Source organism: Streptomyces ferrugineus (assembly GCF_015160855.1).
GTDB lineage: Bacteria > Actinomycetota > Actinomycetes > Streptomycetales > Streptomycetaceae > Streptomyces > Streptomyces ferrugineus.
The window spans coordinates 3669474-3684322 of sequence record NZ_CP063373.1; the positions used below are offsets into that span (position 1 = coordinate 3669474).

17 protein-coding genes and 1 riboswitch are annotated in these 14849 nt (G+C 72.1%); of the genes, 6 read left to right on the forward strand and 11 right to left on the reverse strand.

The features are described from left to right. Nucleotides 1-3: 3 nt before the first annotated feature. Complete coding sequence (locus IM697_RS16775) at nt 4-378, forward strand: fic family toxin-antitoxin system, toxin component (RefSeq protein WP_194048491.1); 375 nt, start codon at nt 4-6, stop codon at nt 376-378. Nucleotides 379-400: 22 nt separating this feature from the next. Here the strand turns inward: IM697_RS16775 and IM697_RS16780 are convergent, their stop codons facing one another. Together IM697_RS16780 and IM697_RS16785 are read right to left on the reverse strand one after the other, a co-directional pair. Further along, complete coding sequence (locus tag IM697_RS16780; protein ID WP_194048492.1) at nt 401-1090, reverse strand: class I SAM-dependent methyltransferase; 690 nt, start codon at nt 1088-1090, stop codon at nt 401-403. 101 nt (nt 1091-1191) lie between these two features. Further along, on the reverse strand, nt 1192-1878 hold the full coding sequence (locus IM697_RS16785) for an esterase/lipase family protein (RefSeq protein WP_194048493.1): 687 nt from the start codon (nt 1876-1878) through the stop codon (nt 1192-1194). A 117-nt stretch (nt 1879-1995) separates the two neighbouring features. Between IM697_RS16785 and IM697_RS16790 the strand changes: the two genes are divergently transcribed. Next, the gene (locus IM697_RS16790) at nt 1996-4488 is read left to right on the forward strand and encodes a helix-turn-helix transcriptional regulator (RefSeq protein WP_228044960.1); all 2493 of its coding nucleotides are present in this window, start codon (nt 1996-1998) and stop codon (nt 4486-4488) included. 10 nt (nt 4489-4498) lie between these two features. Here the strand turns inward: IM697_RS16790 and bioD are convergent, their stop codons facing one another. From bioD to bioB, 3 genes are read right to left on the reverse strand one after another with little or no spacing between them, the layout of a single operon-like run. Then, complete coding sequence (bioD, locus tag IM697_RS16795) at nt 4499-5215, reverse strand: dethiobiotin synthase (RefSeq protein ID WP_194048494.1); 717 nt, start codon at nt 5213-5215, stop codon at nt 4499-4501. Between the two features lies 1 nt (nt 5216). Then, nucleotides 5217-6497, reverse strand: a complete 1281-nt coding sequence (locus IM697_RS16800; RefSeq protein ID WP_194048495.1) for an adenosylmethionine--8-amino-7-oxononanoate transaminase — start codon at nt 6495-6497, stop codon at nt 5217-5219. Continuing rightward, complete coding sequence (bioB, locus tag IM697_RS16805) at nt 6490-7641, reverse strand: biotin synthase BioB (RefSeq protein WP_194048496.1); 1152 nt, start codon at nt 7639-7641, stop codon at nt 6490-6492. Before bioB ends, IM697_RS16800 begins: the two co-directional genes overlap by 8 nt. Before the next feature lie 146 nt (nt 7642-7787). Between bioB and IM697_RS16810 the strand changes: the two genes are divergently transcribed. Next, entirely contained in the window at nt 7788-8915 is a 1128-nt protein-coding gene (locus tag IM697_RS16810) for an 8-amino-7-oxononanoate synthase (protein WP_194048497.1), read from the forward strand. A gap of 80 nt (nt 8916-8995) precedes the next feature. Here IM697_RS16810 and IM697_RS16815 read toward each other — a convergent pair whose 3' ends face one another. Further along, nucleotides 8996-9223, reverse strand: a complete 228-nt coding sequence (locus tag IM697_RS16815; RefSeq protein ID WP_194048498.1) for a DUF397 domain-containing protein — start codon at nt 9221-9223, stop codon at nt 8996-8998. A gap of 9 nt (nt 9224-9232) precedes the next feature. After that, nucleotides 9233-10111, reverse strand: coding sequence for a helix-turn-helix domain-containing protein (locus IM697_RS16820; protein ID WP_194048499.1), 879 nt, complete (start codon nt 10109-10111; stop codon nt 9233-9235). A gap of 213 nt (nt 10112-10324) precedes the next feature. Here IM697_RS16820 and IM697_RS16825 point away from each other — a divergent pair, with 213 nt between their 5' ends. Next, nucleotides 10325-10783, forward strand: coding sequence for an ATP-binding protein (locus IM697_RS16825; RefSeq protein ID WP_194048500.1), 459 nt, complete (start codon nt 10325-10327; stop codon nt 10781-10783). A gap of 10 nt (nt 10784-10793) precedes the next feature. On the opposite strand, the gene IM697_RS16830 is transcribed toward IM697_RS16825, so the two are convergent. Next, complete coding sequence (locus tag IM697_RS16830) at nt 10794-11711, reverse strand: LysR family transcriptional regulator (protein ID WP_194048501.1); 918 nt, start codon at nt 11709-11711, stop codon at nt 10794-10796. 91 nt (nt 11712-11802) lie between these two features. Here IM697_RS16830 and IM697_RS16835 point away from each other — a divergent pair, with 91 nt between their 5' ends. Then, nucleotides 11803-12417 carry a LysE family translocator gene (locus IM697_RS16835; RefSeq protein WP_194048502.1) on the forward strand — a complete coding sequence of 205 codons (615 nt, stop codon included), beginning with the start codon at nt 11803-11805 and terminating at the stop codon, nt 12415-12417. A gap of 53 nt (nt 12418-12470) precedes the next feature. Here the strand turns inward: IM697_RS16835 and IM697_RS16840 are convergent, their stop codons facing one another. From IM697_RS16840 to IM697_RS16850, 3 genes are all read right to left on the reverse strand, one after another. After that, nucleotides 12471-12944 (reverse strand): C40 family peptidase, encoded by a 474-nt coding sequence (locus IM697_RS16840; protein WP_194048503.1) that lies wholly within the window; start codon nt 12942-12944, stop codon nt 12471-12473. Between the two features lie 3 nt (nt 12945-12947). After that, nucleotides 12948-13080, reverse strand: a riboswitch (cyclic di-AMP (ydaO/yuaA leader). A gap of 419 nt (nt 13081-13499) precedes the next feature. Next, nucleotides 13500-13808, reverse strand: coding sequence for a hypothetical protein (locus tag IM697_RS16845; RefSeq protein ID WP_194048504.1), 309 nt, complete (start codon nt 13806-13808; stop codon nt 13500-13502). 7 nt (nt 13809-13815) lie between these two features. After that, complete coding sequence (locus IM697_RS16850) at nt 13816-14451, reverse strand: ATP-dependent Clp protease proteolytic subunit (protein WP_194048505.1); 636 nt, start codon at nt 14449-14451, stop codon at nt 13816-13818. Nucleotides 14452-14520: 69 nt separating this feature from the next. Here IM697_RS16850 and IM697_RS16855 point away from each other — a divergent pair, with 69 nt between their 5' ends. Further along, nucleotides 14521-14808 carry a type II toxin-antitoxin system Phd/YefM family antitoxin gene (locus IM697_RS16855; RefSeq protein WP_194048506.1) on the forward strand — a complete coding sequence of 96 codons (288 nt, stop codon included), beginning with the start codon at nt 14521-14523 and terminating at the stop codon, nt 14806-14808. Nucleotides 14809-14849: the final 41 nt, after the last annotated feature.

A 14849-nucleotide genomic window follows, 5' to 3' on the forward strand; every position in this document is an offset into this window, starting at 1 on the left:
CCGTTGAGCGAACTGCATATCGACCTCGCCTGGCTGCTCATGCTCGCCGAGAAGCGGACGCCGGGGGACCCCCAGGTCTCCGACTGGGGAGCCCTCGTCGCCGCCGTGGCACGCCATCAGGCCGAGATATTCGACGTCCCCGTCTACGACAGCCCGCACGCCCGGGCCGCCGCCCTCCTCCAACTGCTCATCCACGTCCCCGCGCTGGAGCGCTCCAACGCCCTGTTCGCCTCCGCGGTCGCCTACGCCTACCTGGTCGCCAGCGGCCTCAAGGTCGTCACCTCACCCGAGCAGGTACGCGACCTGGCCCGGCTGGTGAAGAGCGGCGAGGCCTCGGTGCAGGACATCGCGCGGGAACTGCGGCAGTGGAGCCTGTGACGTGTGGCAGTGGAGCCTGTGACTACCGACTGACCGGCGGCCGCCATGCCGTGCCCAGCGTGCAGTACGACGAGGGCAGCGCCGGCCCCTGCTCCGGCACCATCACCCGCCGGCAGGGGCCGAGTTCGAAGCCCGCCTCGCGCAGTGCAGCGACCGGGTCCCGGGAGACATGGCAGCCGCCGCTCAGCAGCGGCCACACCGTCCGGTCCAGCGCCCGCTGCGTGAGGAGCATCGCGCGGCCGCCGCCCCGGCCGTGCTCGAAGAACCGCACCATGCCGCCCGGCCGCAGCACCCGCCGCACCTCGGCCAGCGCCCGCGGCACGTCCCGCACGCTGCACATCACCAGCGACAGCACCACCGCGTCGAAGGCCTCGCTCTTGACCGGCAGCGCCTCCGCCACGCCCGGCGCCACATCCACCGGCACCCCGGCGCGCAGCGCGGACTCCACCGCCAACTTCCGCAGCATGCGCTCCGGTTCGATGGCGACGACCTCCGACACCGCCCGCGGATAGTGGGCGAAGTTCAGACCGTTGCCGGCGCCGATCTCGATCACCCGGCCGGACAGCCCGGCCAGCAGCCGGTCGCGGATGTCGGCCATGCCCATCCGTGTCTCGGCGTTGACGCTGACCCGGGCGTAGAAACGGGCGAACAGCGGGTGGTGCACGGCATCCCGTGGCACCTTGCCGGAACCGGTGGCGGACCTCGGGGCCATGGGGACCTCCCGGGAGGACGGGACTCATTCTCGATTGTCCCCCGTTCGGGACCGGCGCACCCCCGCTGTCGCCGCGGCTGTCGTCCGAGCGGGGCCCCGCCTCAGCCGATGAAGTCCCGGACCTGCTCGTACACGCCGTGATCGTTGTTCATGTCAGTGTGCGAGACACAGCCCACTTCGACGTTCGTCGCGCCGCTCAGGATCGCGGTGGTGTCGGGAGTCAGCGCGTCGTCACAGTTCGACCAGTAGCTGGCGTACGACACACCGCCCGGGGTCTCGTCACCGGAGTTCAGCGCGGTCAGGAACGAGCTGCCGGTGTTCATCTCCGCGCAGGAGGTGTACAGCCACGCGCACCACGAGGCGGTGGACGTGCCGTGGTTCACGCCGGCCGTCGAGACGAAGTCGTCCACGTACGACGTCCCGCTGAGGTTCTTGAGGTAGTAGCGGGCGCTCAGCGCGCCCATGGAGTGCACGACCAGGTCGACCTTCGAGGCACCGGTCCGGGCGAGCACGTCCTTGATCTCGGTCGCGAGCCGCTGGGCGGTGGTGGCGTTCGACTGGGCCCAGTCGTACGACCAGGCGTCCAGCTCGGCGGAGGAGTAGCCGTCGGCCTCGAAGTAGCCGGCCCAGTCGTCCCAGCTGCTCGCCGAGCTGCTCAGGCCGTGCACGAAGACGACGGGATCGTGGGCGGCCGCCTGCGCGGGTGTGGGGGAGAGGGACAGTGACAGAAGGAGCGATGAGGCCGCGGCCGTCAGAACCGTGGCGATGCGACGCTTGTGGCGCTGCATGATGCCTCCTGAAACGTGTGGGGTTGTCAGGAGTGTCGAGCCGGTCTACGCGCGCCGCATCGGCGAAATCGCCGGTCTTTACGCTTCAACTGACCCGCCAGTAACGTCATCTGTGTGGTGACCCCGGTGAACCCCCCACCTCTCGACCGCACTTCGCCACCGCAGCCGACGGACGCGTGGCGAGCGTCGGCCGCCGCCCTTCCCGAAGGGGTCCGTGTCCGGGTGCTGCGCGCGGTGTACGGCGATCCGCGCGCCGCCGCCGAACTGGCCCCGCGCCTCACCGACCGCCAGGCGACGGGCCTCGACCCGCTCCCCACGGAACCGGCCGACCAGGCGCCGGCGCTGCTGCGCGAACGCCGGGCGGAGATACGGGCGTTGCCCGACGACACACGCCTGCTGCTCCTGCTCGCCGCCGCCGACCAGTACCCGGTCCCCACCGACGCCTTCCTGCGCGCCGTCATGGCCGCCCGCCTCGACACCCGGTCCCTGGACACCGCTGAGGCGGCCGGGACCGCGCACGCCGGGGCGGGCGGCGTGGTGTTCCGCGACGCGTGGACGCGGATCGCGGCCTACGAGACGGGCTCCCCGGCCGACCGGCGCGACGTCCACCGGCTGCTGGCCCGCGTACTGCGCGGCGAGGGCGAGACACCGTGGCGTTCCTGGCACCGGGGCGCGGGGGCGGTCGGCCCCAGTGGGCGGCTGGCCGCGGAACTCGGCGTGGCCGCGGGCAAGGCGGCCGGCGCGGGGCGGCTGCCGTTGGCGCGGGCCCTGGCGGAGCGGGCCGCCGCGCTGTGCCCGGACCCGTCCCGGCGGTCCCGCCTGATGGCCCGGGCCGCCGGATACGCCTGGCGGTCGGGCGACGGCGACCGGGCGCGCAGGCTGGCGGCGGCCGTGGCCGACGACGCGCTGAGCGGGGTGTTGGCGCTGCGGTCGGGGAACGCGACGGAGGCGTTCGACGCGCTGCTGACGGCGGTGGTTCGGGCAGCGAACGCACCGACGCCGGCCACCGCCTCCGACGCCACGTCAGGTCGCGCCGTCACTGCCGCCTCCGACGCTGCCTCGGGTTGTGGTGTCGCTGCTGTCTCTGATGCCGGGTCGGGTTGTGGTGTCGCTGCTGTCTCTGATGCCGGGTCGGGTTGTGGTGTCGCTGCCGTCTCCGATGCTGCCTCGGGTCGCCGTGCCACCGTCGCCTCCGACGCCACTCCAGGTCGCGGCGTGACCCCCGCCTCCGACGCCACTCCGGGTCGCCGCGTCACCCCCGGCTCCGTCACCCACCTCCTCGCCCGGGCCACCGAGGCCGCCATCTACACGGGAGACCTGCGCCGCCTGCGTGAGGCGTCCCGGGTCGCCGACCGGCTCGGGGTTGTGCAGCCCGGCACCCTGGGCGGGCTCGTCGCCGCGTTCGACGGGCGGTACGAGGACGCGCGCGACCTGCTGAAGGCGGCGGCCGGGCGGTGCGGGCCGGGTGGCGACCCCACTGTCCTCATCCACGCCGGGATCGCCGCCCTGCTTCTCGGCGACCACACCCGCGCGGCCACCGCGACCCTGCGGGCCACCGCCTCCGCCCGGACGCGGGGCGCTCCGGTGACCGTGCCGCAGGCGATGGAGTTCCGGGCGTACGCCGACTTCTGGACCGGGCGCCCCCGGGCCGGTGAGGCCGCCGCGGCCGATGCGCTGTGGCAGGCCCACGCCACCGGTCAGGACAACGGTGCCTGCCATCTGCAGGCCGCCCTCGCCATGTTCGCGGCGCTCACCGCCGACGCCGACGTCTGCCGCGAACGCGCCGCGACCGCACGGTCGTACGCCCTCGCCCGCGGCCTGGGCCTGCCCGCGGCCCTCGCCCAGTGGGCGCTCGCCTTCCTCGACCTGAGCAGCGGCCGCTACGCCGCCGCGGCCGCCCGGCTGCGCGCCCTCGCCGGATTCGGCCCCGGCCACGGCCACCGGGCCATCCGCCATCTGGCCACCCCGCACTATGTGGAGGCCGCCGTCCGCACCGGCGACACCCGGGTCGCCCGTGTGGCACACGCCGACTACGAGCGCTGGGCCGACACCGTCCGCAGCCCCGACGACCTGGCCCTCAGCGCCCGCTGCCGAGCCCTGCTCGCCCCCGGCGCGGAAGCCGTCGACCACTACCGCGCGGCACTCGACCTGCACTCCCACGGCACCCGGGACTTCGAACGGGCCCGCACGGAGCTGCTGTTCGGCAGTGCCCTGCGCCGGCTGCGGCGCCGTACGGAGGCACGCGACCGTCTGCACAGCGCTCTGGAGGCCTTCGACTCCTTCGGCGCCCCGCACTGCGCGACCCAGGCCCGCACCGAACTGCGCGCCCTGGGCACCCCGGCCGTCCCGGGACAGAGCAGCCCCGACACCCCCGTCTCCCGCCTCACGGCCCAGCAGTTCCTGATCGCCCGCATGGCGGCCGAGGGTGCCACCAACCGCGAGATCGCCGCCCGCCTGGCCCTCAGCCCGCGCACGATCGACCACCATCTGCGCGGTGTCTTCACCCGCCTGGGCATCCGCTCCCGCATCGAACTGGTACGGATCGTCGCCGAGGGCGAAGCCGACCAGCGGACGAACCCAGCGAGACAAGAAGACGGCACGAGGGACTGAGACACCCGGCTCAGGGCGCCACCCGCCCCCGAAACCCCTCCGCGTCCCACGTCCCGAACAGCCTCGGCGCCAGCCAACCCGCCGCCGCGCCACGGAAGTCGGCGGGCGGCAGCGCTCCCGCTCCCGCCGGCACCGCGCCCAGCAGCGGCGCCCCCGCGACCTCCGGCAGATCCGCCACATTGCAACGCGACGCCAGATCCGGCGCCTGGGGCCAGCTCCCGATCACCACGCCCAGCAAGTCCAGCCGCCGGCCGCGCAGCTCACGCGCCGTGAGCTCCGTCGTGTTCAGGGTGCCCAGGCCGGCCGACGCCACCACCAGGACCGGCGCCGCCATCAGCTCGGCCGCGTCCGCCAGGGTGCCGCCCGCCTCGTCGAAGCGGACCAGCAGGCCACCCGCCCCTTCCACCAGCACCAGGTCGTACTCGGCGGACAGCTTGGCGGCGGCCTCGGCGATCTCGTGCGGCCGGACCGGTGCCCGGCCGGCCCGGCGTGCCGCCGTCGCGGGGGCCAACGGGTCGGGATAGCGGGCGAGTTCCGCCGTCGTCACCGCGCCCGCGAGCCGCGCCACCTCCTGCGCGTCCCCCGGCTCGTGTGGCCGTACCCCCGTCTGCGCCGCCTTCAGCACCGCCACCGACCGGCCCGCCGCCACCGCCGACGCCGCGATCGCGGCCGTCGTGACCGTCTTGCCGACCTCGGTGCCGGTGCCCGTGATCACCAGTACCGGCATCTCAGCCCTCCCGCGCCGCCGCGCACACCGCACGGGCGATCCTCGCCACGTCGACGTCGCCCGTGACGTACGGCGGCATCGTGTAGACGAGGTCGCGGAACGGCCGCAGCCACACGCCCTCGCGCACGGCCGCCGCGCTCGCCGCCTTCATGTCCACGGCGTGGTCCAGCTGGACGACCCCGATGGCTCCCAGGACCCGTACGTCCGTCACGCCCGCAAGGTCCGCCGCGGGCGCCAGTCCCTCCCGCAGTCCCGCCTCGATCCGCTTGACCTCGGCCTGCCAGTCCTGGCCGAGCAGCAGCTCGATCGAGGCGCCGGCGACCGCGGCCGCCAGCGGATTGCCCATGAACGTCGGGCCGTGCGCCAGCACCGGCACCTCGCCGCGCGAGATGCCGTCGGCCACGCGGGACGTGCACAGCGTCGCCGCCATCGTCATATAGCCGCCGGTCAGCGCCTTGCCCAGGCACATCACGTCCGGCGTCACCGCCGCGTGCTCCGCCGCGAACAGCGCGCCCGTGCGGCCGAAACCGGTCGCGATCTCGTCGAACACCAGCAGCACGTCGTGCGCGTCGCACGCCTCGCGCAGCACCCGCAGATACGCGGGGGAGTGGAACCGCATCCCGCCCGCGCCCTGCACGACCGGCTCGACGATCACCGCGGCCAGTTCGTGCGCGTGCCGTTCGATCAGTGACCGCAGATGGTCGGCGTACGACTCCTCGTACTCGGCCGGCGGCGGGTCCGCGAACACCTGGCGCTGGAGCACCCCGGTCCACAGCTCGTGCATCCCGCCCTCGGGGTCGCACACCGACATCGGCTGCCAGGTGTCGCCGTGATAGCCGCCGCGCCAGGTCAGCAGCCGCTGCTTGCCGGGGCGGCCCAGCGAGCGCCAGTACTGCAGGCACATCTTGGCCGCGACCTCGACCGACACCGACCCGGAGTCGGCGAGGAAGACATGCTCCAGGCCGTCCGGCGACATGTCGACAAGGAGCTTCGCCAGCCGTACGGCGGGCTCGTGGGTGAGCCCGCCGAACATCACATGGCTCATCCGCCCGAGCTGCTCGCGCGCGGCGTCGTTGAGCACCGGGTGGTTGTAGCCGTGGATCGCCGACCACCAGGACGACATGCCGTCGACCAGTTCACCCGAACGGTCCGCGAGCTTCAGCCGTACGCCGCTCGCCGACTCCACCACGAGGGGCTCCGCCAGGCCCGGCATGGGCCCGTACGGATGCCACACGTGCCGACGGTCGAGCTCCAGCAGCTCGGGCACGCTCAGCTCAGGCATTGGGCGCGAGGTCCGTACCGGCGCCCCGGCGGCGTACGGCGACCAGGTCGGTGCGCGGCTCGCCGGCCGGGGCGGCGGCAGCGGCCGTACCGCAGACACCGCCACCCTCGTGCGACCCGCAACCGCCCCCGGCCGTCGTCGCCCGGTGCTCCGGCAGCGTCACCTGGTCGGTGCCCTCCACCTCGAAGCCGGCGTCGGCGATCATCTCCAGGTCGGCCTTGCCCGCCTGGCCCTCGGTCGTGAGGTAGTCGCCGAGGAAGATCGAGTTGGCCAGGTTCAGGGCGAGCGGTTGCATGGTGCGCAGATGGACCTCCCGGCCCCCGGCGATCCGCACTTCCACGTCCGGACAGACGAACCGCACCATCGCCAGGATCCTCAGGCACCGCTGCGGAGTGAGGTTCCACTCCTTGGCCAGAGGTGTTCCCTCGACCGGGATCAGGAAGTTCACCGGCACCGAGTCCGGGTCCAGCTCACGCAGCGCGTACACGACGTCGACGAGGTCCTCGTCGCTCTCGCCCATGCCCGCGATGAGCCCGGAGCAGGCGGAAAGACCGGCCGCGTGCGCCTTGTGCACGGTGTCCACGCGATCGGCGTAGGTATGCGTGGTCGTGATGTCCCCGTACGTCCCCTCGGACGTGTTGAGGTTGTGGTTGTACGCGTCCGCGCCGGCCTCGCGCAGCCGCTCCGCCTGGCCGTCGGACAGCAGACCGAGACAGGCGCACACCTCGACGCCCTCGTTCTGCTCCTTGATCGCCTTGATGGTGCCCGCGACCCGGTCCACGTCACGGTCGGTCGGGCCGCGCCCGGACGCCACCAGACAGACCCGCTTGGCGCCTCCCGCCAAACCGGCGGCCGCGGCCTGGGAGGCCTCGTCGGGCTTGAGCCAGGTGTATTTGAGGATGCCGGTGGTGGAGCCGAGGCGCTGGGAACAGTAGGAGCAGTCCTCGGGGCACAGCCCGGACTTCAGGTTGACGAGGTAGTTGAGTTTCACCCGTCGGCCGAACCAGTGCCGGCGCACCTTGCCGGCCGCGGCCACCACATCGAGCAGGTCGTCGTCGGAAGTGGCGAGGACGGCCAAGGCTTCCTCGCGGGTCGGCAGCTCGCGCCGAAGCCCCTTGTCCACCAGCGTGTTCAGCAGGTCCATGGGAGCTGATCCTTACGTACGGAGGGTGCCGGAGCCAAGGAGAGTTCGCACAACCCTGTCGATTCGATGTGTGGGTATTGCCACACCGTGCGCCGTCGGTCGTGCGACTAGTGTCTGTGCACTGCCTACAAAAGCCCGGAGGAACCATGGCGTTCGGCTGGATCGACGAGCAGGCGGAGCTGCGCCGCCGGGCCGGACTCGTGCGGACCCTGCGCCCCCGCCCCGCCGACTCGCCGCTCCTCGACCTCGCGAGCAACGACTACCTGGGCCTGGCCCGCCACGAGGAGGTCGTCGCGGGGGCGGTGCGATCGGCGCGGCGCTGGGGCGGCGGCGCGACCGGCTCCCGGCTCGTCACGGGCACGACCGAGCTGCACACCGCGCTGGAGCGCGAGCTGGCCGGCTTCTGCGGTTTCGAGGCGGCCCTGGTCTTCTCGTCCGGCTACGCGGCCAACCTCGCCGCGGTCACCGCGCTGGCCCCGCACGGTTCGCTGATCGTCTCGGACGCGGGCAACCACGCCTCGCTGATCGACGGCTGCCGACTGGCGCGCGGCACGACACAGGTCGTCGCGCACTCCGACCCCGACGCCGTGCGCAAGGCGCTCCGGACGCACGACGGTCCCGCCGTGGCCGTGTCCGACACCGTCTTCTCGGTCGACGGCGACGCCGCCCCGCTGGCCGAGTACGCCGAGGCGTGCCGGGGGCGCGGCGCGGGGCTGGTCGTCGACGACGCCCACGGCCTCGGTGTGCTCGGGGACGGCGGTCGAGGGGCCCCGTACGCGGCCGGGATCGCCGGTGCCGACGACGTCGTCGCGACGGTCACGCTGTCCAAGTCGCTCGGCAGCCAGGGCGGCGCCGTCCTGGGCCCCGCCCGGGTGATCGAGCACCTGGTCAACACGGCCCGGACGTTCATCTTCGACACGGGCCTCGCCCCCGCCTCCGCGGGCGCGGCCCTGGCGGCGCTGGGCCTGCTGCGCCGCGAGCCGGAGCGGGCGGCGCGGGCGGGTGCGGTGGCACGCGAACTCCACGCACGTCTGACCGCCGCCGGTCTGGAAGCGGTACGTCCGGACGCCGCGGTCGTCTCCGTGCGCGCGCCGTCCCCGGAGGGGGCCGTCCAATGGGCGGCCGAGTGCCGGGCGGCCGGCCTCGCCGTGGGCTGCTTCCGTCCTCCCTCCGTGCCCGACGGCATCTCACGGCTCAGGCTGACCGCCCGCGCGGACCTCACCGAGGCCGAGATCGAACGCGCTGTACGGGTGATCGGCGAGACACGACCATGAGTCGGCGTGACACGGCCTGTCTTCGCCTGTCATCGAATTGATTGGAACCAGTCAGGGTTGATCGAAACCGATCGAAGTGGTCAGGGCTGGAACGCGGCCGTGAAGCCCGCCCAGCTCTCGGGGGAGAAGAGCAGCGCGGGTCCGGCCGGGTCCTTGGAGTCGCGCACGGCGAGCAGCCCGGTCCAGGGACCGGAGTGCGGTCGTGCCGTCTCCACGCAGTTGTTGGCTCCCGTGCTGTAGCTGCTGCGCAGCCAGCACGCGCCGAACAGTTCGGTGCTCGACGTGATGTTCCGAGGCAGTGCGGTCATGGTGCCTCCTTACGCGCCGCCAGCCAGCGCGGCGATGTAATCCAGCGATTCCTCGGGCGAAAGGGCGTGGATCCGAAGGGCGTTGAAGGCCTCCGTGTAGGCCTGGAGGTCTTCTTTCCGTTCGAGATAGAGGCTACTCGTCAAGTGGTCGAGAACAACCACATCCAGATCAGAAGTGCTCGAAAATGAGAAGATAACGAAAGGCCCGGTGATGCCGATATGCTCCCCGGCCTTGAACGGCAGCACCTGGAGCCTGACTTGGGGCAGCCGCGCCGCCTCCATCAGCCGGCTCAGCTGCCGCGTCATCACCTCGGGCCCGCCGATCTCCCGGTGCAGCACCGCCTCGTCCAGCACCGCGCTCAGCCTCATCGGCGGATCGGCGCGCAGCACGTCCTGCCTGGCCAGACGCACCGCGACCAGCGCGTCCAGGCGTTCGTCGGCCTCATCGGCCTCGTCGGCAAGGCCGCCCACCGCGGCCCGGGTCACCGCCCGGGCGTACTCGGGCGTCTGGAGCAGCCCTGGCACCACGGACGTCTCCAGGGTGCGCATCGCGCTCGCCTGCGACTCCAGGCTGATGAAGTCCCGGTACGTGGGTGGCAGCACTCCGCGGTACGCGTGCCACCAGTTGTGCCGGCCGCCACCCTCGTCGGACCCCGCCAACACCAACAGTAACTCCCGCAGTTGGGCGTCCCGTACGGCGTAGACGTCGAGAAGTAACCGCACATCGGCCGGTTTCACCCCACTGGCGCCGGTCTCGATCCGGCTCACCTTGGACTGGTGCCAGCCCGCCAGCCGGGCCGCCTCACCGCTGGTGAGCCCCGCCCCGGTGCGCAATGCGCGCAGTTCCGCGCCCAGTTTTCGGCGGCGCACCGCGGGACCGTGCTGCATGGGCTACTCCTTACTCCAACCGAGCCGCCCAAATACGGTCTGCCGTCGCAGAGTTCACCGCTTCGAGCGACAGATATATGCATATCTTGGTGGATCGCCACCCGTGACAGGCGCGGTAATGGCAGTCTGGCGACGAAGCACCAGTCCGGGACCGTACTCGAACCATCCGCTCCGTGTCGGACTCCGGTCCCGTGGGAAAGGGACGACGTCGCCATGGCAGATCATCTGGAAGCATCCGTCACTCTGCCGAGCGATCCCGCCTCGGTCTCCGCTGCCCGGGCCTATGTGCTCACCACCCTCGCGGAGTGGGGATTGCCACCGGAAGCGGAAGTGGCCGACACCATCCGCCTGATCGTCTCCGAACTCACCACCAACGCCGTACAGCACACCCTCGGCCAGTCACCCACCTTCACGGTGGACCTCGCGCTCGACCGTGACGAACAACTGCGCATCGGCGTCACCGACAGCCACCCGCGCTTCCCCAAGCGGCTGCCGGCCGCCGTCCAGCAGGACAACGGGCGCGGCATGGTCATCATCCGCTGGCTGACCGCCGAATGCGGCGGCAAGCTGAGAGTGCGCCCCACCCGCGAGGGCGGCAAGACCGTCTCCATCGAACTTCCGTGGACCGTGCCCGCCGCACCGGTGGCGGCGGCCGGACCGCAGGAGTCATAGCCCCTCGGTGCTACTGCGGCTGCCCCGACCGGCCGAACGTGCCGCGCAACAGGGCCCGGAAGGCGTCCGCCGCGGGAGCCGCCTCGTCGCCGCGATAGGCGACCGAGATCGTACGGCGCAGCTCTCCGCCTTCCAGCGCGCGCACCCCGACCGGAGTGACCGACGTGCGCGCCACCATCTCCGGTACGACCGCGACCCCGAGCCCCGCACTGGCCAGCGCGCACACCAGCAGATACCCCGGCGTCGGCACCAGCACCGACGGCGTCGCCCCGGCCCGGGTGAGCACCGCCTCCACACCCCGCCGGGCCGGAGCGTCCGGCGCCATGCTGATCAGGGGCTGCCCGGCGAGCTCGGCCAGCGGCAGCCGGGCGGTGCCGGTGGTGAGGGTGTGGCCGGGGGCGGACACCAGGACCAGTTCCTCCACGAGGATCGGCTCGACGCCGACGGTGGCGGGCAGCGGAGTCGGTTCCCCCGGTGCGTAGGTGTGCGTCAGCGCCAGATCGACCTCGCCCGCCGCCACCGCCGCGACACCGGCCGACGGCTCGTAGTCCGCGACCGTCAGCTCCACGTCCGGATGCGCCCGGCGAAAGGCGCTCAGGGCCGGTGGCAGCAGATGGATGCCCGCCGTCTGGAAGGTGCCGAGCCGCAGGGTGCCGCCCGAGAGACCGGTCAGCCGGGCCAGTTCGTGCCGCGCCCGGTCGAGTTCGTCGAGCACGCGCCGCGCCCGGGCCACCAGCAGCTCGCCCGCACCCGTCAGCCGCGCCCCGCGGTGGTGCCGTACCAGCAGGGCGGTACCCGCCTCGCGCTCCAGCTTGGCGAGCTGCTGGGAGAGCGCGGGCGTGGTGTAGCCGAGCCGCTCTGCGGCCCGGGTGATCGAACCCGCCTCCGCGACCGCCACCAGGGCGGCGAGCCGGACCGGGTCGTACATGGGAGCCCCGATCTGTCTTAACCAATGCTTAAGGACTTCCCAGAATATTCGTAATACCTGCTGAAGGCATCCTCGCGGCAGTCTGGACCGCATGGACGCTCAGCTCATGGTCTTCACCGGTGTCGCGGCCGGCCTGGTCGCCATGCCCGGCGCCGACTTCACCGTCGTCGTACGCAACGCGCTCGTCTCCCGCCGGGCCGGCATCGCCTGCGCGCTCGGGATCGGGGCCGGGCTGCTGGTCCACGTGACGCTGGCGGTGGTGGGGGTCGCCGCGGTCCTGGCCGCCGTACCGGCCCTGTTCCGCGCGATCCAAGTGGTGGGCGGCGGCTATGTGTTGTACCTCGGCGTCCAGACGCTGCGGCGGCGGCACTCCGAAGCGGGGGAGACGCACGAGCAGTCCACCGCGCGACCGCTGCGGCAGGGCTTCGTCACCAACGCCCTCAACCCGAAGGCGTCCCTCACGTTCCTCAGCGTGCTGCCCCAGTTCGTGCCCGCGGGCGCTCCGGCGCTGCCCCGGACGCTGCTGCTGGCCCTGATCGTGCTGGCGATCGCCCTGGTGTGGTTCCAGGTGGTCGCCCTGCTGGTGGACCGGCTCGGCAGGTGGCTGCGCCGGCCGCGCGCCGCCCGGGCGGTCACCGTCGGCACCGGCGCCGCCCTGACGGCCTTCGGCGCGGCACTCCTCGCCGGGTCCGTGCCGGCCCTCTGATGCCCCGGGGGCGGTGACGGCGCGTCAGGCCGCCCGCACCACCCCCGGGAAGGTCACTTGACCCGGCCGTACCAGACGCTCCTGGTCCAGATCTTCTGCAGCTTCACGACGTCCCCGGACTTCGGGGAGTGCCAGATCTTTCCCTTCCCGGCGTAGATGCCGACGTGGTAGACGTTCGACCCCGAGTGGAAGAACACCAGGTCTCCGGCCTTGCGGCTCTTCGCGGAGATGTGGCGGGTCTTGTTGTACTGCTGGGCCGCCGTGCGCGGCAGCTTCTTGCCCGCCTTCTTGAACGAGTACAGCGTGAGCCCCGAGCAGTCGAACCGGTGCGGCCCGGCGGCGCCCCACTTGTACGGGGAGCCCTTCTTGGAGGCCGCGATCCGAAGTGCCTTCGATGCCGGCGTGGCGGCCTCCGCCTCGGAGGCGAAGCCGGGAGCCACGATCGAGCCGCCCACTGCGGCGATGGTGAGGGCCGAGGCCGTACCGGCCCGGACCATGAGCGACGGGACACGATTGAGCGCAGTCATGCGCAACCCTTCGTCAGCCGCCTGTGAAGGATGACCTGTCGGATTCGGGCTGGCGAAGTTGCCCGGCCGCGTTGCCACGGCTTCACCCCAAGGGCTGCTCGGCTCGAACGAACGTCCGCTCCGGCGGCCCGTCTTGCTCGGGTCCTCCACTCCTGCCGATCCACTCCGTCGACCGGTCATCCGGGCGGCGGCAGGACTCGGCGTCCGCCCGGACCGCCCCGCCGCTGCGGCGGGGGCTTGTCGTCAGACAGGGATCTTGACGCACGGATGAACGAAATACCCAACGGAATCGGGGATTTGTGGCGTTACTCACCACTCACCCGTTCGGGTGGGTGGCCGGGTGTTCGAGGGGGTGTCCAGATGCCCGAGGAGTCCCGGACCAGCGACGGAACACCTCATTCCGTCCGGGGGTCATGCCTCTTGCGCAACCCTGGCGGGCGCGCAAAAAGTAGGCTCGGCTACGCCGAAAGGGGGTACCTCGACTGGTCCGTTTCAGCCCGGTTCCGGACGCCTCGTCAGCGGGTCGGGACGTCCGGAATCCGGCTGTACACGTCGTCAACTGTCGGAGCGCGGTGGCACCGTGACGCGAGCCGTGCGGCGCTCTCCGTCCAGCACGCGCAACGCACGCGCCAGCGTGGGCGCGTGCAGCTCCGTCTCACCGCGCTGGTGCATCAGCGCCAGCGCGTCCCGCAGCTCGGCCGCCTTGCTCACCAGCGCCTGGGCGGCGCGCAGTCCGCGGTAGGTGTCGCCGTACTGCGCCGGATTGATCCGGCCGAGCAGGTCCACCGCATCCAGGTAACGGTCGATCAACTCCCCCTCCGCGCGCGTCAGCGCGGGCAGGGGCGGCAGCTCGGGTGGCAGCACCGGCCGATCACCGCCCCGTCGGCGGGGCCATCGTGGACCTGCGGTCGGGGACGATCCGGTCCGCCAGCCCGTACTCCACCGCCTCCTGTGCGGTGAGGACCTTGTCCCGCTCGATGTCCTCGGTCACCTGTTCGCGGCTGCGCCCGGTGTGCTCGGCGAGCATCTCCTCCAGACGGGCCCGAATCCGCGTCAGTTCGTCGGCCTGGATGGCCAGATCGCTCGCCTGTCCCTCGACCGGCTCGGGCAGGGCGGGCTGATGGAGCACCATCCGGGCCCCCGGCAGCGCGAACCGCTTGCCCGGTGTGCCCGCGGCCAGCAGTACGGCGCCGGCCGCGCCGGCCTGGCCCAGGCAGATCGTCTCCACGTCGCAGGCGACGTACCGCATGGTGTCGTAGATCGCCGACATGGCGCTGAACGAGCCGCCGGGGGAATTGATGTACAGCGAGATGTCCTGGTCGGGGTCCTTGTGCTCCAGGTACATGAACTGGGCCATCACGTCGTTCGCCGAGGTGTCGTCGATCTGGGTGCCGAGAAAGACGATCCGTTCCTCCAGCAGCTTCGAGTAGGGGTCCTGCGTCCTGAGGCCGGAACTCGTGCGCTCGGTGAACTCGGGCAGTACATAGCGCGCGGACGGTCGGGTCATGGCTCACGCCTCCCTCTCCGGGGTGCCTGTAAAAAATGTACAGGACGTACATGACGTAATGTGGGGAGCATGGCCTACGAGATTCCGGTGACGCAAGCCAGGGCTGAGCTCGCCGATCTGATCAATCGCGTGGTGTACGGCGGTGAGCGCGTCGTCGTGACCCGTCATGGCAAGCCCCTTGTCGCCCTTGTCTCCGCCTCTGACCTCGAACGACTGGAGGAGCTCGGGGCGCCGGCGGAGCTCGCCGAGGAGCAGGTGATCAGCGCGGTCTCCAGCGTCCGCGAGGTCGCGTCCGCTCCCCGCGAACGGCAGCGCTTCGGCATCGCCGCCGAGCACCGCGGTGCGAGCCCCTCCTAGTACCCGCATCCCAGTACCCGTCTCCGGCACGACGAAGACCG